The organism is Streptomyces sp. NPDC038135 (assembly GCF_055601245.1).
Genome location: NZ_JBVJXS010000006.1, coordinates 198,899 through 222,266 on the forward strand (window position 1 = coordinate 198,899; position 23,368 = coordinate 222,266).

Annotated in this window: 22 protein-coding genes and 1 pseudogene; 13 read left to right on the top strand and 10 right to left on the bottom strand. The window is 72.9% G+C overall.

Features of this window, described 5'->3' with window-relative positions:
• The first annotated feature begins 359 nt into the window (after positions 1 to 359).
• The gene (locus ACZ7JA_RS18505; RefSeq protein WP_351660337.1) at positions 360 to 542 is read left to right on the top strand and encodes a hypothetical protein; all 183 of its coding nucleotides are present in this window, start codon (positions 360 to 362) and stop codon (positions 540 to 542) included.
• A gap of 163 nt (positions 543 to 705) precedes the next feature.
• Here ACZ7JA_RS18505 and ACZ7JA_RS18510 read toward each other — a convergent pair whose 3' ends face one another.
• Together ACZ7JA_RS18510 and ACZ7JA_RS18515 are read right to left on the bottom strand one after the other, a co-directional pair.
• Positions 706 to 1,548, bottom strand: coding sequence for a hypothetical protein (locus tag ACZ7JA_RS18510; protein ID WP_351660340.1), 843 nt, complete (start codon positions 1,546 to 1,548; stop codon positions 706 to 708).
• A 159-nt stretch (positions 1,549 to 1,707) separates the two neighbouring features.
• Positions 1,708 to 2,004, bottom strand: coding sequence for a hypothetical protein (locus ACZ7JA_RS18515; protein WP_403684096.1), 297 nt, complete (start codon positions 2,002 to 2,004; stop codon positions 1,708 to 1,710).
• Between the two features lie 130 nt (positions 2,005 to 2,134).
• On the opposite strand from ACZ7JA_RS18515, the gene ACZ7JA_RS18520 reads away from it, so the two are divergent.
• Both ACZ7JA_RS18520 and ACZ7JA_RS18525 read left to right on the top strand, forming a co-directional pair.
• A complete protein-coding gene (locus tag ACZ7JA_RS18520) occupies positions 2,135 to 3,004 on the top strand; it encodes an oxygenase MpaB family protein (RefSeq protein WP_470809579.1) in 870 nt (289 codons plus the stop codon).
• A 9-nt stretch (positions 3,005 to 3,013) separates the two neighbouring features.
• Positions 3,014 to 3,447 (top strand): annotated as a pseudogene (locus ACZ7JA_RS18525) (alpha/beta fold hydrolase); the annotation flags it as partial.
• Positions 3,448 to 3,459: 12 nt separating this feature from the next.
• On the opposite strand, the gene ACZ7JA_RS18530 reads toward ACZ7JA_RS18525, so the two are convergent.
• Positions 3,460 to 4,059 (bottom strand): class I SAM-dependent methyltransferase, encoded by a 600-nt coding sequence (locus ACZ7JA_RS18530; RefSeq protein ID WP_470809201.1) that lies wholly within the window; start codon positions 4,057 to 4,059, stop codon positions 3,460 to 3,462.
• Positions 4,060 to 4,211: 152 nt separating this feature from the next.
• Between ACZ7JA_RS18530 and ACZ7JA_RS18535 the strand changes: the two genes are divergently transcribed.
• The 5 genes from ACZ7JA_RS18535 to ACZ7JA_RS18555 are packed head-to-tail and all read left to right on the top strand — an operon-like array spanning position 4,212 to position 9,137.
• Complete coding sequence (locus ACZ7JA_RS18535; RefSeq protein ID WP_389449440.1) at positions 4,212 to 4,985, top strand: MHYT domain-containing protein; 774 nt, start codon at positions 4,212 to 4,214, stop codon at positions 4,983 to 4,985.
• 48 nt (positions 4,986 to 5,033) lie between these two features.
• A complete protein-coding gene (locus tag ACZ7JA_RS18540) occupies positions 5,034 to 7,625 on the top strand; it encodes a sensor histidine kinase (RefSeq protein WP_470809203.1) in 2,592 nt (863 codons plus the stop codon).
• Positions 7,622 to 8,059: a roadblock/LC7 domain-containing protein gene (locus tag ACZ7JA_RS18545; RefSeq protein ID WP_389296862.1), complete on the top strand. Its 438-nt coding sequence runs from the start codon at positions 7,622 to 7,624 to the stop codon at positions 8,057 to 8,059. Before ACZ7JA_RS18540 ends, ACZ7JA_RS18545 begins: the two co-directional genes overlap by 4 nt.
• 18 nt (positions 8,060 to 8,077) lie before the next feature.
• The gene (locus ACZ7JA_RS18550; protein WP_351660353.1) at positions 8,078 to 8,491 is read left to right on the top strand and encodes a DUF742 domain-containing protein; all 414 of its coding nucleotides are present in this window, start codon (positions 8,078 to 8,080) and stop codon (positions 8,489 to 8,491) included.
• Between the two features lie 43 nt (positions 8,492 to 8,534).
• The gene (locus ACZ7JA_RS18555; RefSeq protein ID WP_393435102.1) at positions 8,535 to 9,137 is read left to right on the top strand and encodes a GTP-binding protein; all 603 of its coding nucleotides are present in this window, start codon (positions 8,535 to 8,537) and stop codon (positions 9,135 to 9,137) included.
• A gap of 10 nt (positions 9,138 to 9,147) precedes the next feature.
• On the opposite strand, the gene ACZ7JA_RS18560 is transcribed toward ACZ7JA_RS18555, so the two are convergent.
• Positions 9,148 to 9,576 carry a PPOX class F420-dependent oxidoreductase gene (locus tag ACZ7JA_RS18560; RefSeq protein ID WP_470809206.1) on the bottom strand — a complete coding sequence of 143 codons (429 nt, stop codon included), beginning with the start codon at positions 9,574 to 9,576 and terminating at the stop codon, positions 9,148 to 9,150.
• 92 nt (positions 9,577 to 9,668) lie between these two features.
• Between ACZ7JA_RS18560 and ACZ7JA_RS18565 the strand changes: the two genes are divergently transcribed.
• Both ACZ7JA_RS18565 and ACZ7JA_RS18570 read left to right on the top strand, forming a co-directional pair.
• The gene (locus tag ACZ7JA_RS18565) at positions 9,669 to 10,079 is read left to right on the top strand and encodes a roadblock/LC7 domain-containing protein (RefSeq protein ID WP_351660357.1); all 411 of its coding nucleotides are present in this window, start codon (positions 9,669 to 9,671) and stop codon (positions 10,077 to 10,079) included.
• A 126-nt stretch (positions 10,080 to 10,205) separates the two neighbouring features.
• Positions 10,206 to 11,309: a DUF6397 family protein gene (locus ACZ7JA_RS18570; RefSeq protein WP_470809209.1), complete on the top strand. Its 1,104-nt coding sequence runs from the start codon at positions 10,206 to 10,208 to the stop codon at positions 11,307 to 11,309.
• Here ACZ7JA_RS18570 and ACZ7JA_RS18575 read toward each other — a convergent pair.
• Positions 11,246 to 12,115, bottom strand: a complete 870-nt coding sequence (locus ACZ7JA_RS18575) for an acyl-CoA thioesterase (protein WP_351660361.1) — start codon at positions 12,113 to 12,115, stop codon at positions 11,246 to 11,248. The genes ACZ7JA_RS18570 and ACZ7JA_RS18575 overlap by 64 nt on opposite strands.
• Positions 12,116 to 12,134: 19 nt before the next feature.
• Positions 12,135 to 14,648 (bottom strand): DEAD/DEAH box helicase, encoded by a 2,514-nt coding sequence (locus ACZ7JA_RS18580; RefSeq protein WP_351660363.1) that lies wholly within the window; start codon positions 14,646 to 14,648, stop codon positions 12,135 to 12,137.
• Positions 14,649 to 14,793: 145 nt separating this feature from the next.
• Between ACZ7JA_RS18580 and ACZ7JA_RS18585 the strand changes: the two genes are divergently transcribed.
• Positions 14,794 to 15,588 (top strand): metal-dependent hydrolase, encoded by a 795-nt coding sequence (locus ACZ7JA_RS18585; protein ID WP_470809212.1) that lies wholly within the window; start codon positions 14,794 to 14,796, stop codon positions 15,586 to 15,588.
• Between the two features lie 14 nt (positions 15,589 to 15,602).
• Here ACZ7JA_RS18585 and ACZ7JA_RS18590 read toward each other — a convergent pair whose 3' ends face one another.
• The 4 genes from ACZ7JA_RS18590 to ACZ7JA_RS18605 form a co-directional block, all read right to left on the bottom strand.
• Complete coding sequence (locus tag ACZ7JA_RS18590) at positions 15,603 to 15,869, bottom strand: type B 50S ribosomal protein L31 (RefSeq protein ID WP_389296871.1); 267 nt, start codon at positions 15,867 to 15,869, stop codon at positions 15,603 to 15,605.
• A 42-nt stretch (positions 15,870 to 15,911) separates the two neighbouring features.
• Entirely contained in the window at positions 15,912 to 16,382 is a 471-nt protein-coding gene (locus tag ACZ7JA_RS18595) for a DUF5709 domain-containing protein (RefSeq protein ID WP_389296873.1), read from the bottom strand.
• 687 nt (positions 16,383 to 17,069) lie between these two features.
• Entirely contained in the window at positions 17,070 to 18,851 is a 1,782-nt protein-coding gene (locus tag ACZ7JA_RS18600) for an ABC transporter ATP-binding protein (protein WP_351660369.1), read from the bottom strand.
• Entirely contained in the window at positions 18,848 to 20,668 is a 1,821-nt protein-coding gene (locus ACZ7JA_RS18605) for an ABC transporter ATP-binding protein (RefSeq protein ID WP_389296877.1), read from the bottom strand. The genes ACZ7JA_RS18600 and ACZ7JA_RS18605 overlap by 4 nt, the downstream gene beginning before the upstream one ends.
• Positions 20,669 to 20,931: 263 nt before the next feature.
• Between ACZ7JA_RS18605 and ACZ7JA_RS18610 the strand changes: the two genes are divergently transcribed.
• Positions 20,932 to 21,630: a L,D-transpeptidase family protein gene (locus ACZ7JA_RS18610; RefSeq protein WP_470809216.1), complete on the top strand. Its 699-nt coding sequence runs from the start codon at positions 20,932 to 20,934 to the stop codon at positions 21,628 to 21,630.
• A gap of 54 nt (positions 21,631 to 21,684) precedes the next feature.
• Positions 21,685 to 23,307 carry a peptide-N4-asparagine amidase gene (locus ACZ7JA_RS18615; protein WP_450749688.1) on the top strand — a complete coding sequence of 541 codons (1,623 nt, stop codon included), beginning with the start codon at positions 21,685 to 21,687 and terminating at the stop codon, positions 23,305 to 23,307.
• Positions 23,308 to 23,368: the final 61 nt, after the last annotated feature.

Below are 23,368 nucleotides of genomic sequence, written 5' to 3' on the forward strand. Positions count from 1 at the left end.
GTCCAGCCGGGACAGGACGGACGGCTCGTACGGGTCGGACGGGGTGGAGGCGTCAGACGGCTCGGACCGTTCGGACGGTTGGGTCGCGTCAGAAGGTAAGGGCTGCTCGGAATGTTCGTTGGGCGGTGCGGTGGAGATCCTCTGCACGATTCGGCCCGCGCTCCTCAAATTTGACTACTGGCTCGGAGCCGCCGAGGGTACAGCACGTCGAGACGGGGGCCGAGGGGCGTGCGTGTGATGCAAGCCACTAGGGGATAGGTATGGGGGAAGTCTCAGGGGCGGGCCTCGGAACCGCGGGAAGCGTGCGCCCGTTCTCAGGACAGAGAGCGGCAAGGGCTGCCGCGGAGGAGGCGACGCTCATGTCCAAGAACGCGAAGATCGCCGCAGGGGGCGTGGCGGTCGGTCTGCTCCTGCTGATCTGGCTGCCCTGGTGGGTGGCGTTCCTCATCGTGGTGGGAGTCCCGGTCGCCGCCTACCTGGCCCTGGACCCCGCACAGCGGCGCAGACTCCGTCGTGTGACGCGCAAGGAACTGGGCCGCTGAGGGTTCGCTGCACGGGTCCCGCTGAGAGCCGTTGCCCGGTCCCGAAACGCGCACGAGCACAGCACGGACAGGGGCGGGCAGGGACAGGGGCAGGGCGCCCGGCGGGTCCTGAGCCGGTGGGCGAGGAGCCGTGCCGCTGCGCCCGCGGCACGGCTCCACAGGATCACAGGGGGCGTACGGCCAGCTTGTCGAGTGCCTCCAGCAGGCCGGGCAGCTCGGGGCCCCGGCCCACCGGCAGTACCTCACCCGGCTCCTCGTCCAGCAGGACGAACGCGATGTCGTCGGTGCGCGCCACGATCGACCAGCCCGGGCCGTCGGCCCGCAGCGTACGAGCGTCGCCCGGGGCGAAGGAGGAGCGGACCCGGCCGAGCGGCGGCGGCGAGTCGAGGTAGGCGCGTGCCTCCGCCAGCACGCGCCGGACGCCGCGATGCCCGGACTTGGGCGCATCGCCCGCGTCGTCCGCCGACGGCTGCGCCGCTTCGGCGGGCGCGCCGGGGGAGGGCGTGAAGACGTCGCCGATCTGCTCCCGCCAGACGGCCCATTGCAGCGCGATCTCGTCGGCGCCCAGGCGGCGCTGGGCCGGCCCCCAGGAGCTGGTGTCCGGCGGGGTCAGCGCGGGCCCGTCCGCGGCGTCCGGGGTGGGATCGTGCGGTGCGGGCACCCCCGGGGCGGCTACGGCGACGGCCAGCGGCCAGCCCGGCAGGGCGGCGACCACCGTGTTCTCGTCCGGAGACAGTTCGTACTCCATGCCGCAGTCCCAGGACGCGATCGCCACGGCGACCAGGGACACGTCGTCGATGGCGACCGTCCAGCGGGCGCCGTCACCGTCCTGCCCCAGCACCAGGCCGTACCCGTCGGCGCACGGCGCCAGACCCAGCGCCGCGCACGCTTCGGGATAGTCGTCGCCCAGCACGCTCGGGAACTGTGCGGGCGTCAGCAGCACCGCCGTGAGCACATACAGCGCCTCGTCCGCGGCGGCGACGGCCTGCTCGTCCGTCCCGGCCATCACAGCCCTCCCAGTGGTTCGTCCATCGGCGCGCACCCTAGTGCGAGTGGGAGGTGCTTGTCACGACTCCACACACCACGCGGAGCTGCAGGTTTCCACCTGGACGGGGGCGAAACGGCCGCCGTCCGAAGCCCGTGATCCGCGTCGGCACGGGCCGGCTCAGGCGGCCGGCAGGCCGAGGAGGTCGCGGGCCACCGTCCGGGGCGACTGGTCGCGTTCCCGGGCCAGGGCGACGACCGCCCGGCACGCCAGTTCGTTCACCCCGAACGACAGCGCCTCCGGGGACACCCACGCCGACGCCTCGTCGATGCCGTCCTGGTCGTCCTCCGTGCGGGCCGCCACATAGGCCGCCGCGGCCTCGAACAAGTTGTGTGGACGCCGTTCCCGGCTGACCGTCGTCTCCGCGCGCGGAGACGTACGGAACCTGGCGGCGTACTTGCGCATCGCGTCGAACACCTGACCCGCCTTCCTCTGAACGGGGTCGTCACCGACCACCCATCCGGCACTGCTCAACGTAGAGTTGAAGCTCCGGCGGTAAAAGGGGGCAGTGACGGTGCGCTTCGACCGGCTCAGGCGGATCCAGCGGATGGACCCGGTGACGGACGCTCACGAGATCTACCGGCTCAGCACGGCGTTCGAATTTCCGTGGGACTACACACGGGCCCTGGAACTGGCTCTGTACCGTACCTACGCCATCCCCTCCATCGGGCGGCTGCTCGCACGGACGGGAGAGCTCACCGAGCGCACGCAGAAGCGGTACGACGACACCGCGCTTCTCCTCGACACCGTCGTGGAGCACGGATTCGACGCCCTCGAGGGCCGCACCGCGATCCGCCGGATCAACCAGATGCACCGCAGCTACGACATCAGCGACGACGACATGCGGTACGTGCTGTCCACGTTCGTGGTGGTGCCCCGGCGCTGGATCGACACCTACGGCTGGCGCCGCCTGTCCCGGCACGAGATCGTCGCCGCCACCGAGTACTACCGCACCCTCGGCCGGCACATGGGCATCCCCGGGATCCCGGAGACCTACGAGGAGTTCGAGGCGCTGCTCGACGCGTACGAGCAGGCCCACTTCGCCTGGGACGAGCAGGCCCGGCGGGTCTCCGACGCCACGCTCGACCTGATGGCGTCCTGGTATCCGCGCCCGCTGGCGCCCCTGCTGCGCACGGCCACGCTCGCCCTGCTCGACGAACCGCTGCTGCGCGCGTTCCACTACGAGCCGCCGGGCCCCGTCTCCGCCGCACTCGTACGCCGCGCGGTCCGGGCGCGCGGCCGGCTGGTCCGCCTGCTCCCGCCCCGCCGCGCACCGCACTTCGCGCGGCAGAACCGGGAGATCAGGAGCTACCCGAACGGCTACCGTCCGGCCGACCTGGGCACCCGCCCGGTCCCGGGGGCGGGCGGGTGCCCGGTGCGCCACCTGGACGTCTCAGCGGGTGACGTCCCCGAGTGAGTTCAGGGTGTCGCGCACCGGCGGCCCGACCTGGTCTCACAGCTGGTCCTCACCGAGGCCAACCTCGACGCCTTCCCGCCGGCCACGGCCGGCAGCAGCTCGATCGCCACGTACGGGGGGACCAGTTCGTCGAGAGTCAGTACGCGCGCGTGCTGGACGCCGTCGGTCCTTTGCGGGCCGCCACGATGCGGCTGGCCGGCCCCCGGGCGCTGCACCGCAGCGCCGTCGGCCTCCGCCGCGGCTCGGATCCCGTCATGCGCACGATCCTCGAAGGCCTGGAGGTCGACCGCGTCTACCTCCATGGCGAGCACAGCGGCGAAGTCCCGGGCCGGCGGAGCCTGGAGGCCGCGGGCGTCCGCGTTCTCACGGTGCCGGGCGCCGGGCACAACGTCATGTTCGACAACCCCGACGCCTTCGTGGCGGCCGTGGCCGGACAGGGCTGACGCGACCCGCGGTCAGTCCTCGCGGGTCGCCAGCGCGAGGAAGCGGGCCTCCTCGTCGGCGTACGAGGTCATGCGCCAGCCCGCGCGCTCCAGCAGCGGACGGAGATTGGCCTCGGCGCGGAGATCGTCCGGAGTGATCCGCCGCCCCTGACGTGCCGCCAGGGCGACCCGGCCGATGGGATGGAACAGCGCGAGCCTGCCGCCCGGGCGCACCACACGGGCCAGTTCCCGCAGGTTCGCCACCGGCTCCGGCAGGTGCGCGATCAGGCCTGCCGCGAAGACCGCGTCCAGAGCGCCCCGGCGCAGCGGCAGCGCGGCCACGTCCGCGAGCAGCAGACGGCCCGCCCGGTCCCGGCCGGCCCGGACGGCGGCCTGGAGCATCGCGGGAGTCAGATCGACGCCGACCACCACCCCGGCAGGTCCGACCGCGGCCCGCAGCGGCGGCAGGGCGCGGCCCGTGCCGCATCCGGCGTCGAGCACGCGGTCGCCCGGACGCAGTCCCATCTCCGCCACGGCGGCCGCGAAGGCGGGACCGTCATCGGGGAACTTGCTGTCCCACCCGGCCGCACGGGCGGCGAAGAACTCCTGGACGTGTGTGTGGTCGTCGCTCATGTCCGGCATGATTCCTCACCGCCACGAGGGACACTCCTGTGCGCACGTTCGAGCGCGACCCGATCGTTCCGCCACCTCTCTACGTCATATTCCAACACCTTTCGAAATGCGCCCCCTTCGTGCGCCCCTGACCCGGCTAGCGTCCCGGGGCCATGGGACACCTGGACCACGCCGCCTTCGGCTGGCTGACCCCCGTGCTGTCGTATCTGATGGCCTGCACGGGCGCCGCACTGGGACTGCGCTGCACCGTCCGCGCACTCGCCGCCACCGGGCGGTCGCGCCGCAACTGGCTCCTCACCGCGGCCTCCGCGATCGGCACGGGCATCTGGACCATGCACTTCGTGGCCATGCTCGGCTTCCGCGTCAGCGGCACCGACATCCGCTACGACGTACCGCTGACCATCCTCAGCCTGGTCGTCGCCATGGCCGTCGTCTGCGCCGGCGTCTTCGCCGTCGGCTACAGCCGGGACCGCAACCGCGCGCTCCTGCTCGGCGGCCTCACCACCGGGCTGGGCGTCGCGAGCATGCACTACCTGGGCATGGCGGCCGTACGGCTGCACGGCCACGTGACCTACCGGCCCCTCCTCGTCGGACTCTCCGTGCTGATCGCCGTCGTGGCGGCGACCGCGGCGCTGTGGGCGGGGCTCAACATCAAGTCGCCCCTCGCGGTCACCCTCGCCTCCCTGGTCATGGGAGCGGCCGTCAGCAGCATGCACTACACCGGAATGCTCGCCGTGCGGGTGCGCGTCGCCCCCTCCGGCGAAGTCCTGCCCGGGGCCACGGCGATGCAGTTCATCTTCCCCCTCGCCGTCGGCCTCGGGTCGTACCTGTTCCTCACGTCGGCGTTCGTCGCCCTCTCGCCCACGGCCGGCGAGCGTGAGGCGTCCGCCTCCGCTCAGCGGCCCGTCCAGAGCGCCGCCCGCTAGCGGGACCCCGTCCCCGGACCCTTGTCCCACGTCCCGAGCGAGGAGGCCATGCGCCCACCCCGAGACACCCCGCAGGCCGGCTCACCCGGACAGATCCCGCCCCCGCCGCGCGGCCGCCGTGCGCACGCCGGACCGCCGGCCGACGAAGGCATGGATCAGCCCCTCGGCCTTCCCGCCTACGACCCGCCCGCGCGCGCGGGCCGCCGGCGCCTGCGCCCCCGCACGGTGCGCGCCAAGGTGATCTGCCTGCTGATGGTGCCCGTCGTCTCCCTGCTCGCCCTGTGGGCGTACGCCACCGTCAGCACCGCTCAGGACATCGCCCGGCTCCGCCAGTCCCAGCGCGTCGACACCGAACTGCGCGTCCCGGTGGCCGCCGCCGTCACGGCACTGCAGAACGAGCGGGCCGCGGCCGTCCGCTACGCCGCCGGGCCCGGCGCGGCGCGCGCCGACGACCTGCGGTCCACGGCCACCCGTACCGACCGCGCGCTGACGGCGCTGCGACTCGGCGACGACAGCACGGTCGCCGACAGCCAGGAGCTCCCGGGACGCGTCGCCGAGCGGCTGGACGCGTTCGTCACCGGCGCCGAGCGCCTGCGCGCGCTGCGGACCGCCGTACTCGACCGCAGGACCGGCTGGGGTCAGGCCTACGACCAGTACACGAAGACCATCGGTACGGCCTTCACCGTGGACGGCGCCCTCACCGGCATCCAGCAGGCGGACGTCGGCTCGGACGCGCGCGTGCTGCTCGAATTCTCCCGCGCCGCCGAGGCACTGGCCCAGGAGGACGCCGTCCTCGGCGGGACGCGCCCGGGCGCCCATCCGCAGGGGGAGCGGTTGCGGCTGTTCGCCGCCGCCGTCGCCACGCGCCGCGCGCTCACCGAGGCCGCCGTCGCCGACCTCCCCGGCGCCCAGCGCGCCGCCTGGCACGACCTCGCAGGCAGCGGTCCCTACACCGCCCTCACCGCCGTCGAGGACGGGATCCTCGCCGCCGGACCCGGCGACAAGGCGGCCGGCACGGCACCGGGGGAGGCCTGGAACAGTGCCCACGCGCGCGTACGGGACGGCATGCGGACCGTGGCCGCGGACACCGGACGTGCCGTGGCGGGCCGGTCCGACCCCTACAGGCGCGGACTGCTGAGTCCGGCGGGTGCCGCCGTGCTGTTCGGCCTCGTCGCCGTCGCGACCTCGCTCGTCATCTCCGTCCGCATCGGCCGGGCCCTCGTGATTGAACTGGTCAGCCTGCGCAACGACGCCCTGGAGATCGCCCGCCGCAAACTCCCCGCGGCGATGCGGAAACTGCGCACCGGCGAGGAGATCGACGTCGATGCCGAGGCGCCCGCGGGGCAGCCGGCGGAGGACGAGACCGGCCAGGTGGCCGAGGCCCTGACCGTCGTGCACCGCGCGGCTCTGCGCGCGGCGGCGGAGCGCGCCGAACTCGCCGGCGGCATCTCCGGGGTCTTCGTCAACCTGGCCCGGCGCAGCCAGGTGCTGGTCCACCGTCAGCTCAGCCTCCTGGACAGTATGGAACGGCGCTCCGACGACCCCGACGAGCTGAGCGACCTGTTCCGGCTCGACCACCTCACCACCCGGATGCGGCGGCACGCCGAGAGTCTGATCATCCTTTCCGGAGCGGCGCCGGGCCGGGCCTGGCGCACTCCGGTGGCCCTGACGAACGTCGTACGCGCGGCGGTGTCCGAGGTCGAGGACTACGCGCGCGTGGAGGTGCGCGGGCTCCCGGCGGTGGCCGTCGTCGGAGCGGCCGTCGCCGACCTCACCCATCTGCTGGCCGAACTCGTCGAGAACGCCGCCCAGTTCTCGCCACCGCACACGCGCGTGCGGGTCACCGGCGAGCCCGTCGGCAACGGCTACGTGCTGGAGGTCGAGGACCGGGGTCTCGGCATGGGGTCCGAGGTCCTCGCGGAGGCGAACCGGCGGATCGAGCAGTCCGAGGCCCTCGATCTGTTCGACAGCGACCGGCTCGGCCTCTTCGTGGTCAGCAGACTCGCCTCCCGGCACGACATCAAGGTGCACCTGCGCACCTCCCCCTACGGAGGCACCACCGCGGTCGTCCTGCTGCCCACCGCCCTTCTGCACACCGGCTCCCCGGCACATCCCGCGGTGGAGGAGGCGCCGACGGCCCCGCCGCACCGGCCCGAGTACGCGCGCGTACCGGACGAGCCCCCCGTTCCTCCCGAGGTCACCGCCCGGGCCGGCCGCCCCGCCCTCGCGGCCACCGCCCCCGCACACCGGCCCCCGGCCCCCGAAGGCCGGCCCTCGCCGCCCGCACACCAGGCGCCGGCCCCCGCTCCGGCGCCCTCGGCTCCCGCGCACGAGCCGCCGCCTCCCGGAGTCACCGCCCTGAGGCCGCACCGCCCGCCGCAGGATTCCGAGTCCTCCGACGTCCTCCCGCGCCGCGTGCGCCAGGCGAACCTCGCTCCACAACTCCGCCGGCAGTCCCCCGAGGAGCCGGCACCGGAAACCGCCCCGCACGGGGACGAGGGGCGTACCCCGGAAGTCGTACGGGACCGCATGGCGGCCTACCGCGACGGCTGGGTGCGGGGCGGTGGGCGACAGGCCGGTCACGGCACCGGCCCCGGAACAGCGACAGGCAGTGCGAGCAGTGAAGGAGACCCGGCGTGATCCAGGACCCGAACACGAGGGCCGCCCAGCGGTCCGGCGAACTCGACTGGCTGCTGGACGACCTGGTGACGCGGGTGAGCGAGGTACGGCACGCCGTCGTGCTGTCCAACGACGGCCTGGCGGTGGGCGCCTCCAGCGGTCTGAGACGGGACGACGCCGAGCATCTGGCCGCCGTGGCCTCCGGTTTCAACAGCCTCGCCAAGGGCGCCGGCCGCCACTTCGGAGCGGGCGGCGTACGCCAGACCATGGTGGAGATGGACGATGCCTTCCTCTTCGTCGCGGCCGCCGGAGAAGGCTCCTGCCTCACCGTGCTCACCGCCGTCACCGCGGACATCGGCCTGGTCGCCTACGAGATGGCACGACTGGTCAGGCGCGTGGGCGAGCACCTGTACACCGCGCCGCGGATCACCGCCCGGCCGCCCGCCGCCGGATGAGCGGGAAGAGCGGCAGCGATGACCGACATCCCGACCGGCGGCCCGAGCACACCGGGCATCCAGTGGTACGACGGCGAGGCCGGTCCCCTCGTCCGCCCCTACGCCATGACGGGCGGACGAACCCAGCCGGGCCCCTCCGGAGTGAGCTTCGACCTGATCGCCCTCGTCACCCTCGACCCGGCCGCACCGGCGATGGACGACGACAGCGCCCTCGGCCCCGAACACCGGGCGCTGATCGGCCTGTGCCGCCTGGAGACGCAGTCCGTCGCCGAACTCGCGGCCGGTGCGGACCTGCCGGTGGGCGTGGTCAGAGTGCTCCTGGGCGACCTGCTCGAACTGGGCCATGTCACCGTCAGCCGTCCGGTGCCGCCGGCCCACCTGCCGGACGAACGCGTTCTGCGCGAAGTCATCGAAGGGCTGCGGGCGCTGTAGATGAACCCTGTGGAACCCCCACCTCACGCCGAGAGAAGTGATCATGGTCTCCGAGCACTCCGACGCAGCAGCCGACTCCACCGCCCTGGCGCTGAAGATCCTGGTCGCCGGCGGCTTCGGGGTCGGCAAGACGACCCTCGTCGGCGCCGTCAGCGAGATCCGTCCGCTGCGCACCGAGGAACTGCTCAGTGAAGCCGGTCAGTCGGTGGACGACACCGACGGCGTGGACCACAAGGTCACCACGACCGTCGCCATGGACTTCGGGCGCATCACCATACGTTCGGGCCTCTCCCTGTACCTCTTCGGGACGCCGGGGCAGGACCGCTTCTGGTTCCTGTGGGACGAGCTGTCCCAAGGAGCGCTCGGCGCCGTGGTCCTCGCCGACACCCGGCGCCTGGAGGACTGCTTCCCGGCGGTCGACTACTTCGAGCACCGGCGCATTCCGTTCGTAGTGGCCGTCAACTGCTTTCCCGGAGCACGCGGCTACGGCGCCGACGACGTCTCCCGGGCACTCGACCTGGACCACGGGACACCGGTCGTCCTGTGCGACGCGCGCGAGCGGGACTCCGGCAAGGAGGTGCTGATCCGGCTCGTCGAGTACGCCGGGCGGATGCACACCGCCCGGCTCCTCGACTCCGTGAGCTGACCGTGTCCGCTCAGGCGGCCAGGTCCTTGACCGCCACCACCTTGTCGACGGTGACCCGGACCAGCAGCTCGCCCGGGACGCCGTTGCGGGCCCCGTACTCCTCGGCGCGCTCGTCTCCCATGTACCGGGCGGCGATGCGGGTGGCCCACAGCCGCACGTCGTCCAGTTCCTCCGACAACCGGGCCCGGCCGCTCACCACCACGAAGTGAAAGGGCGGCCGGTCGTCGTCCACGCACAGGGCGATCCGTCCGTCACGGGCGAGATTGCGCCCTTTCACGGTTCCCTTGCCGGTGTTGAACACCAGCTCGTCGCCGTCCAGCAGGAACCAGATCGGGGCCACATGTGGGCTCCCATCGGCGCTGACGGTGGACAACTTGCCGGTTCGGGTGCCGTTCGAGACGAACGCCCGCCATTCCTCATCGGTCATCTTCTGTGCCATACGCCCATCCTGCTTGCCCGGACGCGGGTCGTGGGGAAGGCTGGCGGACAGATCCTCCGGCCGGGAGGAGACGTCACACGGGGAGACGGAACATGGCGCAGAACCAGGGACTCGGCTGGCTCCTGGACGACCTGACCCAGCGAGTGGACCACGTGCGGCACGCGCTGGTCCTGTCCAACGACGGTCTGGTCACCGGCGCGAGCACCGGGCTGCGCCGTGAGGACGCCGAACACCTGGCCGCGGTCGCCTCCGGGTTGCACAGCCTGGCGAAGGGTTCCGGGCGCCACTTCGGCGCGGGCACGGTCCGCCAGACGATGATCGAGTACGACGACGCCGTGCTGTTCGTGACCGCGGCCGGCACCGGCAGCTGTCTGTGCGTGCTCAGCGGCGCCGAAGTCGACATCGGCCAGATCGCCTATGAGATGACCCTGCTAGTCAACCGCGTCGGCGAACACCTCGGTGTGGACGCCCGGCAGCCCGACCGGCCCGTGACGGACCTCTGACCCGCCTGATCTCCATACCCCGCGGAGTTGTCCACAGGGTCGCCGCACCTCGACCGCTTTTGGCTACGGTGTGTGCACGGGCAACGCACAGGGCGTGAGCCGATCACTCCACGGGGGAGTACCACCATGCCGGACAGCACCCTTGTCACCGCCGTCCCCGCGGCCTGCTCGCCGAGCCGGGCGGCTCGGGAACTGGGCCTCAAACGCGCGGAGTTCGACCTCGCCGTCCATCTCGGCCGGATCCGGACGGTGGCCGACGAAGGCGGAGGCGGAGGCCGCAGGGTGGAGCAGGTCGAGATCGACCGGCTGCGGACCCAGTATGGCTTTCCCAGCACCCTCCGTGACCATGTGCGGTTGGTGGGCACGGCGGACGGCGCCGCGCTCATGGGGATTCCCGCGGGCAGGTTCGCCCGGCTCGCCCGGCTGGGCCTGCTGGTTCCGGTCCGGTTTTATCTGAACCGCTACCGCGCCGTGGTCTGGCTGTATCTGGCCGAGGAGCTCGAGCAGTTCGCGGCCGGCGCGGGGAACGCCCGCCTGCTCAAGGGCCGTACGCCGGAGACCCTCAGGGGTCAGTTGGCGACCGGGGTCGACCTGCGAGCCCGTAACTGGCGGGGCCGGCACTTCGGTTTCCTGATGCGGCAGGCCGGGAGCCCCTGGGCGCGAGCGGCGGCGGTGGCCGCGTTCCTGGCGCCCACAGAAGTCGCCGAAGTCGTCCGGGACCTCCACGAGCGCGCCCTGCTGGAGCGGCTCCGGCCCGCCCCGCCCGCCCACGGCGCACCGGGCTCCTCCTTCGCCCACCTCGCCGAGCACCTCATGACCGCGCAGGACCAAGACGAAGTCGGCTGGCTGCGTGCTGAGCTGGCGCAGGCGATCCAGGAGGCGCGCGCCCCATCGCCTGTCGCGAGCCCACCGGTCCGGCTCCCGGAGACCGCGGAGCCCACTGCGGGGAACGAGCATGCCGCGGGACCTGTGCCGGCAAGTCCCGGCGCGGCGAGTGACAGCGGGTCCGCACGGCGGGGCCGGGCGGCGGCGCACGCCGAGGCGCCGCCGAACCCTGCGGCGCAGCGCCGGCCCCGAGACACCCGTCCAGCGGTGCACCGGCCGGCCCGGGGCCTCCGGGCGTGGCTGTCCCGCGCGAACTCCCGGTCCGGGGGAGCGCTGCCGCGTCACAAGGCCCGGAACAGACCTTCCTGCACGACGGAGACGAGCAGCCGGCCGCGCACGTCGTAGATACGGCCGCGGGCCAGCCCGCGCCCGCCGGTCGCGACCGGGGACTCCTGGTCGTACAGGAACCACTCGTCCGCGCGGAACGGCCGGTGGAACCACATGGCGTGATCCAGCGAGGCCATGTCGAAGTTCCGCGGGCCCCAGAGGGGTTCGACCGGAATGCGGACCGCGTCCAGCAGGGTCATGTCACTGGCGTAGGTCAGTGCGCAGGTGTGCACCAGCGGGTCGTCCCCCAGCGGACCGACCGCGCGCATCCACACGGCGCTGCGCGGCTCGGCCCCCTGGATCTCCTCCGTGTTCCAGCGCAGCCGGTCCACGTAGCGGATGTCGAACGGCTGGCGGCGTGCCATCCGCTCCAACTGCTCCGGCAGCGCGCCCAGATGCTTGCGGATCTCCTCGGACACCGTCGGCAGGGACTCCGGGTCCGGCACCTCCCGGGCGGGCGGCAGCTGGTGCTCGAAGGGGCCTTCCTCAGGCTTGTGAAAGGAGGCGGTGAGATTGAAGATCGTGCGGCCCTGCTGCACGGCCGTCACCCGTCGGGTGGTGAACGACCGGCCGTCACGCACCCGTTCCACCTGGTACACGATGGGCACACCCGGCCGGCCCGGGCGCAGGAAGTACGCGTGCAGCGAGTGGACCGGGCGCTCGCCGTCGGTGGTGCGGCCGGCGGCGACCAGCGCCTGGCCCGCCACCTGGCCGCCGAAGACCCGCTGCAGGGACTCCTGCGGGCTCCGGCCGCGGAAGATGTTGACCTCGATCTGCTCCAGGTCGAGCAGATCGACCAGCCTCTCGGCGGGGTTCGTCGTCATCGGTGGAGTTCTCCCGTGCTCACAGCTGGCCGACATCGGTGACGCGTACGACCGCACGGCCCTCGGCGTCGGACGCGGCGAGGTCGATCTCCGCGCTGATGCCCCAGTCGTGGTCGCCGTTCGGGTCGTCGAAGATCTGCCGGACCCGCCACAGGCCGTTCTCCGGCTCCTCCTTGATGACCAGCAGCTTGGGGCCGCGGGCGTCCGGTCCGGTGCCGAGGTCCTCGTACTCGTCCCAGTACTTGTCCATCGCCTCGCCCCACGCCTCGGCGTCCCAGCCGGACTCGGCGTCCAGCTCGCCCAGGTCCCCGACCTGGTCGAGAGCGGCGAGCTCCACCCGGCGGAACATGGCGTTGCGGACCAGGACCCGGAAGGCGCGCGCGTTGGCGGTGACCGGCTTGACCTCGTCGGCCTTCTCCTGTGCCTCCTCGGCGGTCATCTCCTCCGGGTTGGCCAGCTGCTCCCACTCGTCCAGAAGGCTGGAGTCCACCTGGCGCACCATCTCGCCGAGCCACTCGATCAGGTCCTGGAGGTCCTCGGACTTCAGGTCGTCCGGGATCGTGTGGTCCAGGGTCTTGTAGGCGCTGGCGAGGTAGCGCAGCACGATGCCCTCGGTGCGGGCGAGCTCGTAGAAGGACACCAGTTCCGTGAACGACAGCGCGCGTTCGTACATGTCGCGGATCACGGACTTCGGCGACAGCGGGTGGTCGCCGACCCACGGGTGGCTCTTGCGGTACGTGTCGTACGCGTGGAAGAGCAGCTCCTCCAGCGGCTTCGGGTACGTGACGTCCTGGAGGCGCTCCATGCGCTCCTCGTACTCGACGCCGTCCGCCTTCATGGCGGCGACCGCCTCGCCTCGGGCCTTGTTCTGCTGGGCGACGAGGATCTGCCGGGGGTCGTCCAGCGTGGACTCGACGACGGACACCATGTCGAGCGCGTAGGAGGGCGACTCGGGGTCGAGGAGCTCGAACGCGGCGAGCGCGAACGTCGACAGCGGCTGGTTCAGCGCGAAGTCCTGCTGCAGGTCGACCGTGAGCCGGACGATGCGGCCCTCGGCGTCCGGCTTGTCGAGCTTCTCCACGATCCCGCCGTCCAGCAGCGAACGGTAGATCGCGATGGCCCTGCGGATGTGCCTGAGCTGCTGCCGGCGCGGCTCGTGGTTGTCCTCGAGGAGATGGCGCATCGCCTCGAACGCGTTGCCGGGCCGGGCGATCACCGACAGCAGCATCGTGTGCGTCACCCGGAAGCGCGAGGTCAGCGGCTCGGGTTCGGAGGTGATCAGCTTCTCGAAGGTGTTCTCCGTCCAGGCGACGAAGCCCTCCGGAGCCTTCTTGCGCACCACCTTGCGGCGCTTCTTGGGATCGTCGCCCGCCTTGGCGAGGGCCTTCTCGTTCTCGATGACGTGCTCGGGCGCCTGGGCCACCACGAGCCCGGCGGTGTCGAAACCGGCCCGGCCGGCGCGGCCCGCGATCTGGTGGAACTCGCGGGCGCGCAGGGTACGCACCCGGGTGCCGTCGTACTTTGTGAGCGCCGTGAACAGCACGGTGCGGATGGGCACGTTGACACCCACGCCCAGCGTGTCCGTACCGCAGATGACCTTCAGCAGGCCGGCCTGCGCGAGCTTCTCCACCAGGCGCCGGTACTTGGGCAGCATGCCGGCGTGGTGGACGCCGATGCCGTGCCGGACGTAACGGGAGAGGTTGCGGCCGAACTTGGTGGTGAAGCGGAAGTTGCCGATCAGCTCGGCGATCCGGTCCTTCTCCTCGCGCGTGCACATGTTGATGCTCATCAGCGCCTGCGCCCGCTCCACGGCCTGCGCCTGGGTGAAGTGCACGATGTACACCGGCGCCTGCTTGCTCGCCAGCAGCTCGGTGAGCGTCTCGGTGAGCGGGGTGAGCTCGTACTCGTAGGAGAGGGGCACCGGGCGGGTGGCCGAGCGGACCACCGAGGTCGGACGGCCGGTGCGGCGGGTGAGATCCTTCTCGAAGAAGGACACATCACCCAAAGTGGCGGACATCAGAATGAACTGGGCCTGCGGGAGCTCCAGCAGCGGGATCTGCCACGCCCAGCCGCGGTCGCCCTCCGCGTAGAAGTGGAACTCGTCCATGACGACCTGGCCGACATCGGCGTTCCTGCCGTCGCGCAGCGCGATGGAGGCCAGCACCTCTGCGGTGCAGCAGATCACCGGCGCGTCGGAGTTCACGGAGGCGTCGCCGGTCAGCATGCCGACGTTCTCGGTGCCGAACAGCTTGCACAGCTCGAAGAACTTCTCCGACACCAGCGCCTTGATCGGGGCGGTGTAGAAGGTGACCTCGTCCCGGGCCAGCGCGGCGAAGTGGGCGCCCGCGGCGATCATGCTCTTGCCGGAGCCGGTGGGCGTCGAGACGATCACGTTCGCCCCGGACACCACCTCGATCAGCGCCTCCTCCTGGTGGGGGTACAGGGTGAGGCCGCGCTCCTGCGCCCACGACTCGAAGGCTTCGTACAGGGCGTCGGGGTCGGCGGTCGGCGGGAGCTGATCGATGAGGGTCACGCCCCCATCTTGCCTGGCCTTGGGCCCGAGGGGGGAATCGGCTGCGGGTACGAAGATCACTGCCGCTACGCTGTGTCGCCGACGGCGCGTCAGCGCTCCAGGTCAACTGCACAGCGGCACAAGAGGAACGGGGCGGGAAGCGGCCATGATGGGACCAGCACACTCACTGTCGGGGGCCGCGGCCTGGCTGGGCGTCGGAGCGGCCGCCGCCGCGGCCGGACACCCGATGCCCTGGCCCGTCCTTCTCGTCGGAGCCCTGATCTGCGCCGGTGCCGCACTCGCCCCCGATCTGGACCACAAGGCCGCCACCATCTCCCGGGCCTTCGGCCCGATCTCCCGGTGGATCTGCGAGATCGTCGACAAGCTCTCCTACGCCGTCTACAAGGCGACCAGGATGAAGGGCGACGCCCGCCGCTCGGGCGGCCACCGCACCCTCACCCACACCTGGCTGTGGGCGGTACTCATCGGTGCGGGGAGCTCCGGTGCGGCGATCGCCGGAGGCCGCTGGGCGGTGCTGGCGATCCTCTTCGTGCACATGGTGCTGGCGATCGAGGGACTGCTGTGGCGCGCGGCCCGCGGTTCGAGCAGCGACGTCCTGGTCTGGCTGCTCGCGGCGACCAGCGCGTGGATCCTTGCGGGGATGCTGGACAAGCCGGGCAACGGCTCCGACTGGCTGTTCACCGAGCCCGGGCAGGAGTACCTGTGGCTGGGGCTGCCGATCGTCCTGGGCGCCCTGGTCCACGACATCGGGGACGCGCTGACGGTGTCCGGCTGCCCGATCCTGTGGCCGATCCCGGTGGGCCGCAAGCGCTGGTACCCGCTGGGGCCGCCGAAGGCGCTGCGCTTCCGGGCGGGCAGCTGGGTCGAGCTGAGGGTGCTGATGCCCTTGTTCATGCTGCTGGGCGGGGCGGGCTGTGCGGCGGCGCTCAACGTGATCTGACGCGCCGCGGCCTCTCAGGCCTCCCCGCCACCGGCCTCGCCTCCGCCGTAGCGGCGCTCGAACCGGGCGATGCGGCCCTCCGTGTCCACCGTGCGGGCCTTGCCCGTGTAGAAGGGGTGGCTCTCGGAGGAGATCTCCACGTCGATCACCGGGTAGGTCTCACCGTCGTCCCACTCGATGGTCTGCTCGCTGTTCGCGGTGGACCGGGTCAGGAACGCGTACCCGGCGGCGCGGTCCCGGAAGACCACGGAGTGGTAGTCGGGGTGCTTGTCCTGCTGCATGGCGGCTCCTCGCGCGGGGCGGTCGGGCAGGGGGCGTCCGGGTCAGCCGGAGGAAGCGTCCTCGTCGACGATGTGCATCGCGGCCTCCTCGGCGGAGGCGGCGGCGCCGTCGATGCCGACGTCGGTGGCCACGAGGGCGCTCTCGTCGTCCTCGTGCGCACCCTCGTCCGGGGCGACCAGGCGGCCGGAGCGGGAAGCGCCGACCTCGTTGTCGAGGAGTTCCCCGTCGGTGCCTTCGCAGTCACCGATGCCGTCTCCGTCGGGGGCGGGGGAGTCGGGCAGCTCCTCGGCGAGCCGCTGGTCCAGGGTCTCCCCGGTCAGGCGTTCGCCGGCCGTCACGCCGGTGTGCTCCACCGCCCACGGGCGCTCGGGAGGGGACCAGCCGCGGTCGAGAGGATCGTCGACACCGTCGAGTTCCAGGGTGTCCTCGGCGTCGAGGACACCCGAGTCCTCCCGGATCTCCGAGGGATCGGGCTGGTAGACGTCATCCCCCCATCCGTCGGCGCTGTCCACGGGTACCTCCATGTGGTGAGGACGGCCTTGTGCCCCCAGGAGGGGCAGTGCGCCGTCGGCACGCCCGGCACCGGTCGCGTACGCCGGGACCCGACGGGTTCCCGGCCGTCCCCCGAACCGATGCCGCTATCCAGCCTTCCACCCCTGTTCGCCCGCGCGCAACGGCACGGGTGGTGGCCTGGGGTCGCGTACCCCGGCCGGACCGCACGGAACCGCCGCCCCCGGCCGTCCTCGTGCGCCCGCCGCAACGCCATCGCGCGCCCGGCCACCGCGCGGCGCGACCGGGCGGTCGCGCCCGCAGGTCCGGCGGCGCTCGCCCGTCCAGGCACGCCCGGGCGTCCTGCCACGGCCGCGAGTCGCATCGTTTCCTCGGGCCCGGGGCTGTTCGCGAGCCTGTACGGCGCCTGGCCCGGCCGCCAGGGCACAGCCGGGCGCGCCCGTCCGGCCTCCGACCGGCCCGCCCGTCCGGCCTCCGACCGGCCCGGCCGCGCGGGGCCGCGCGACCGGACAGACGATCTCATCGCGGCGAAGTCGTCGGAGCTCCCGGAGTCGCCGATGCTCGCGGAGTCGCTGCAGCCCTTCGAGCCGCCGAAGCTCCCGGAGTCGCCGCAGCCCCCAAGGCCGCCCGAGCCCGCAGGCTCGCCCGGGTCGCCCCCGCGCCGGGCATTCCGCCACGGCGTCCCCGGCTCACCCGTGCCACGAGCGCCACAGCGCCGCGTACGCGCCGTCCGCGGCGACCAGCTCCGCATGGCTGCCCAGCTCGCTGATCCGGCCGTTCTCCACGACGGCGATCACATCGGCGTCGTGGGCGGTGTGCAGCCGGTGGGCGATCGCGACCACCGTGCGCCCGTCCAGCACACGGGCCAGCGAGCGTTCCAGGTGCCGGGCCGCGCGCGGGTCGAGCAGCGAGGTCGCCTCGTCCAGGACCAGCGTGTGCGGGTCGGCCAGCACCAGCCGGGCCAGCGCGATCTGCTGGGCCTGCGCCGGGGTCAGGGCCAGCCCGCCGGACCCGACCTCGGTGTCCAGCCCGTCGTCCAGCGCCCGGGCCCAGCCGTCCGCGTCGACCGCGCCCAACGCCGCCCAGAGCTCGGCGTCGGCGGCGTCGGTGCGGGCGAGCAGCAGGTTGTCCCGCAGGGAACCCACGAAGACGTGGTGTTCCTGGTTGACCAGGGCGACGTGCGAGCGGACGCGTTCCGCCGGCATCCGGGACAGTTCGGCACCGCCCAGGGTGACGCGGCCGTCCCGGGGCGCGTAGATCCCGGCGAGCAGCCTGCCCAGCGTGGACTTGCCCGCGCCGGACGGACCGACCAGGGCCAGCCGGGTGCCCGGGGCTACCTCCAGGGACACCTGGCGCAGCACGTCGACGCCCTCCCGGTAGCCGAAGTGCACCCGGTCCGCGTGCACGTCCCGGCCGCCGGGGGCCAGGGAGGCGTCCCCGGCGGCCGGCTCGATGTCCCGGACGCCGACCAGCCGGGCCAGCGACACCTGGGCCACCTGCACCTCGTCGTACCAGCGAAGGATCAGGTTCACGGGATCGACGAGCATCTGCGCGACGAGCGCGCCCGTCGTCAGCTGTCCGACCCCGATCCACCCCCGCAGCACGAAGAAGCCGCCCACCATCAGCACCGAGCCGAGCACGATGACGTGGACGGCGTTGATGACGGGGAAGAGCACGGACCGCAGCCAGAGGGTGTAGCGCTCCCAGGCCGTCCACTCCTTGATCCGCCGCTCCGACAGGGCGATGCGCCGCTCGCCCAGCCGGTGCGCCTCGACGGTGCGGCCCGCGTCCACGGTCTCGGCGAGCGCGGCGGCGACGGCGGCGTACCCGGCCGCCTCCGAGCGGTAGCCGGAGGGCGCCCGTCTGAAGTACCAGCGGCACCCCACCACCAGCACGGGCACGGCGAGCAGCACGGCGGCCGCGAGCGGTGGGGCCGTCACCACCAGGCCGCCGAGCAGCAGCAGGGCCCACACCACGCCGATGGCGAGCTGCGGCACCGCCTCCCGCATGGCGTTGGCGAGGCGGTCGATGTCGGTGGTGATGCGGGACAGCAGGTCACCGGTGCCCGCCCGCTCCAGCACGCCCGGCGGCAGTCCGACCGACCGGACGAGGAAGTCCTCGCGCAGGTCGGCCAGCATCCGCTCGCCGAGCATCGCGCCCCGCAGCCGCACCTGCCGCACGAAGACGGCCTGTACGAGCAGCGCGAGCACGAACGACCCGGTGGTCAGGCCCAGATGCAGTTCCCGCGCTCCGTCCGACACCCGCTCGACGAGACCGCCGAGGAGGTACGGGCCCACCATGGACGCGATCACGGCCACGGTGTTGACGGCGACCAGGAGCAGGAAGGACCGGCGGTGTCGGCGGAACAGCTCGGCCACGTAGGCGCGCACGGTCGCGGCCGCGCCGACGGGGAGGGTGGTGGCGGTCGTCGGGGCCGCCGGGTCGTACGCCGGTGGCGCAACGCCGATCATGCGCTCTCCTCGATCTCGTCCAGCGTGCCGAACGCGCCCAGGAGGGCGCCCCGTGCGGGCAGGTCCGCCTCGGCCTCGGCCCGCTCGTCGTCGGTCTCCCGGGTCACCACGGCCCGGTACAGCGGCTCCGCGTCGACCAGTTCACGGTGCACGCCGACCGCCGTGACCTCGCCGTCGTGGACGAGGACGACCCGGTCCGCGTGGTCGAGCAGCAGGGGGGAGGACGTGAACACCACGGTCGTCCGTCCCGAGCGCAGCCGCCGCAGACCCTGCGCGATCCACGCCTCGGTGTGCGAGTCGACGGCGGACGTCGGCTCGTCCAGGACGAGTACTTCGGGGTCGGTGATGAGCGACCGGGCCAGGGCGAGCCGCTGTCGCTGGCCGCCCGAGAGGGAGCGGCCCCGCTCGGTGATCCGGGAGTCCAGCGGGTCGACGGCGTCCAGCGACCCCTGCACCAGCGCGTCCAGCACGTCCTCGCACCGGGCGGCTGCCAGCGCGTCCTCGGGCCGTACGGCACCGGACGCGGGCACGTCGAGCAGCTCGCGCAGCGTTCCGGACAGCAGCACCGGGTCCTTGTCCTGGACGAGGACGGCCGTGCGGGCGCTGTCGAGCGGGAGCTCGTCGAGGGGTACGCCGCCGAGCAGCACCGGCGTACCCGCCTCTGCGGGGTGCCCGCCCAGGCGTTCCGCCAGCCGTCCGGCCGCGTCGGGGTCGCCGCACACCACCGCGGTGAGCAGACCGGCCGGCGCGAGCAGGCCGGTGTCCGGGTCGTACAGGTCGCCGCCCGGCACCTCCGCCCCGCGCGCCCCACCGGCGTCCGTGGACCGCTGCAGCGACAGCACGCGCGCGGCCCGCCTGGCCGAGGGGCGCGAGAAGGAGTAGGCCATCGCGATCTCCTCGAAGTGCCGCAAGGGGTAGTTGAGCACCATCACCGCGCTGTAGACGGTGACGAGTTCGCCGACCGTGATCCGGCCCTGGCGGGCCAGGTGGGTGCCGTGCCAGACCACCGCGATCAGCAGCAGTCCCGGGAGCAGCACCTGGATCGCGGAGATCAGCGACCACATGCGGGCGCTGCGCACGGCCGCGTGCCGTACCTCCTGGGAGGCGCGGCGGTAGCGGTCGAGGAAGAGCTCCTCGCCGCCGATCCCGCGCAGCACCCGCAAGCCGGCCACCGTGTCGGAGGCCAGCTCGGTGGCCCGCCCGGCCTTCTCGCGCTGCTCGTCGGCCCGCCGGGTGGCCCTGGGCAGCAGGGGGAGCACGGCGAGCGCGACGACCGGCAGGCCCACGGCGACGACCACGCCGAGCGCGGGCTGGTAGACGACCAGGCCGACGCAGACCACGACGACGGTGAGCGCGGCGGCGGTGAACCGGGAGACGGCCTCGACGAACCAGCCGATCTTCTCCACGTCCCCGGTGGACACGGACACCACTTCGCCGGCCGCTACCCGCCGGGTCAGCGCGGAGCCCAGCCGGGCCGCCTTGCGGGCCAGCAGCTGCTGGATCCGGGCGGCCGCGGTGATCCAGTTGGTGACGGCGGACCGGTGCAGGAAGGTGTCGCCGACCGCGATCGCCGTGCCGCACAACGCCATCAGGCCCCCCGTCAGGGCCAGTCGGCTGCCGGAGCGGTCCACCACGGCCTGGACGGCGAGACCGACGCAGAAGGGCAGCGCGGAGACGGCCACGAAGTGCAGCAGGCCCCAGGCCAGCGCCTTGAGCTGGCCGCCCAGCTGGTTGCGCCAGAGCCACCACAGGAGGTGAGGACCCGAACGCGCGTCCGGTACGCCCGGATCGGGATACGGAAGGTCTTGGATTCGCATGACGTCCCAGTGGCTCGTGTCAGGGAGGGTGGGGGAGCGGCAACAAACCGTGAAAGGGTCGCGTCGCGGGCCGGGGAATTTCAACCGGTTTTCCCCCGACGGTCCGCGCGGTTCGCCGTGTTCCGGCCAGGTGTGGGGCGGCGGCGGGCGGCTGCCGTAGCCCGGCCGGGTGAAAGTCCGTGAGACCGCACGGCGAACCGGCGGCCGATGCCAGCATGGGCGGCGTGCGGAGCGACAGAGCGCGGTGTACGGCGTGGGCGGTCATGGCCGCCGGGACCCTGCTCGCGGCCCTGGCGGCCTGCGGTTCCTCGGACAGTGGCAGCGGAGCCCCGGAACCGGACGGCCGGGCCGGGCGGTCCGGCGCGGACGGGCGCGACCCGCATCGCGTCCCGGGCATCGGCCCTGCGATGCTGCGGCGCATCCCGGCCGGTTCCGGGCAGGTGGTCGCCGTCTACGGCGACGGCAGGAACTCGGCCGATTCCACGGTCGTGCTCTACACCAGGCACGACGGGGCGTGGCGGCACGTCCGTGACTGGCCGGCGCACAACGGCGGGAACGGGTGGAGCAGAAACCACCGCTCCGGCGACCGGCGCAGTCCCGTCGGCGTGTTCACCCTCACCGACGCGGGCGGCGTACTGGGCGATCCGGGCACCGAACTGCCGTACACGCAGGACCGGTCCTTCGCCGCCCCTCGCTGGTGGGCGAAGCCCTACTGGCACGACTTCGACTACGTCATCGCCATCGACTACAACCGGGTCCGGGGCGTCCCGCCGAACGACCCGAGGCGGCCGGAAGGCGAGGGGAAGGGCGGGAGCATCTGGCTGCACATGGACCACGGCAGCGGCACCTCGGGCTGCGTCAGCATGTCCAGGCAGGCCATGGAGTTCCTGCTGCGCGAGCTCGATCCGGACCGGCGTCCCGTCGTGGTGATGGGGGACAGGGCGGACCTGACGGGCGGGTGAGGATGCGCCACGCCTCATTGCGGGCGGGGCCCGACTGCCCGTAGAACCGGGCCCATGAGAAGACGGATAGTCATGTCCATGCTCGCCGGGGCGACCCTCCTGGCGAGCACGCTCTTCGGTACCGGCGCGGCTGCCGCCGGGACGGCGCCCCGATCCGCGGGCGCTCCCGCCGAGTTCGGCACCGACTGGCACGATCCGGTGACCGCCGTCCCGCCCGTCACCCGGCCGCACACCAAGTCCTGCCAGGTCACCCTGGCCGAGAACCAGTTCCGTGACTTCACTCCCTACCGGGGCGCGTACACACCGCCACGGGGCTGCGGCGACCGCTGGAGCAAGGTCGTGCTGCGGCTCGACGGCGAGGTGAAGGGCCGTCAGTTCGACCGCCTCGGCTACCTGCACGTCGGCGGCGCCGAGATCCTGCGCACCTCGACACCGGAGCCGTCGCCCGACGGCATCGAGTGGCACGTGGAGAAGGACGTCACCCGGTACAGCGACGTCCTCCGCGGACCGCAGGACGTCGAGATGCTCATCGGGAACGTCGTGGACGACACCTACACCGGCGTCATCGACGTCAAGGTGACGCTCACCTTCTACCGGGGCCGCCCCGACGCGCCGGCGCCCGACCGCGTCCTCACCCTCGACGGCGCGCCGGACGCGACCACCCTCACCACACCGCGCAACAGCGAGCGCATCGTCGCGGAGGTGTACGCCACCGGATCCGGCGGCGGCTGCGAGGAGTTCTGGTACCTGACCGTGGCCGATCCGGCCGCCTACTCCTGCAAGGCCGACCACGGTCCGTACCGCGAGGTGCAGATCAAGGTCGACGGACGGCTCGCCGGGATCGCCGCGCCGTTCCCCCACGTGTGGACCGGCGGCTGGTCCAACCCCTTCCTCTGGTACGTCCTCCCGGCGCCGCGCGCCTTCGACGTGCGGCCCGTCGAGTACGACCTCACCCCGTTCGCCGGGCTCCTCAACGACGGCCGCCCGCACCGCGTCGAGGTCTCCGTGGTCGGCGTGCCCGCCGGGCAGTCCGGGTGGAGCGCCCCCGTGAACGTGCTGGTGTGGCAGGACGCGCACCGGGCCCACGTCACCGGGGCGCTCACCCGTTCCGAGGCGACCGATGTCGCCGACTCCTCGGTCTACACGCCGGGCGCGGAGAACCGGGTCGACACCGAGGCCGGCCACCGGCTCACCGTCTCGGGCTACCTGAACACCTCGCACGGCCGCGTGACCACCACCGTCACCCGCGCCCTCGCCAACACCTCCGCGCACCGCTGGACCGACGGCGAGAACACCGACGGACTCGACGCGGCCTGGACGGACGACGAGACCGTCGCCGTGGCGGAGGCGGGCGCGGCACGCACGACGCACACCCACCGGACGTACACGATGAACGGCGCGACCACCCTCGGCACGGACGACCGGCTGCGCACCGTGCTCACCCTGGGCGACCGGGCCACGCTCGTGCGGCACGAGGGCGGCCGGCGCACCGCGTGGTCGCGACTCGACGACACCTACAGCGGCGACGCCGCGTACACGCTCGGCGTCCCGCGCGACCAGCGGCACGCGGTCGGCACGTCCAGTGAGCGCTACCGCGTGGACGGCTCGGCGGGGTGCTACGACCGCACGCTGAGCACGGCGCAGGGCGCGCTCACGGAGGACCGCCGACGCTGCTGAGGCCGGCCGGCGCCCCCACCCCCGCTCCCGCGCCCGCGCCACGCGAGGGAGCGGGAACGGG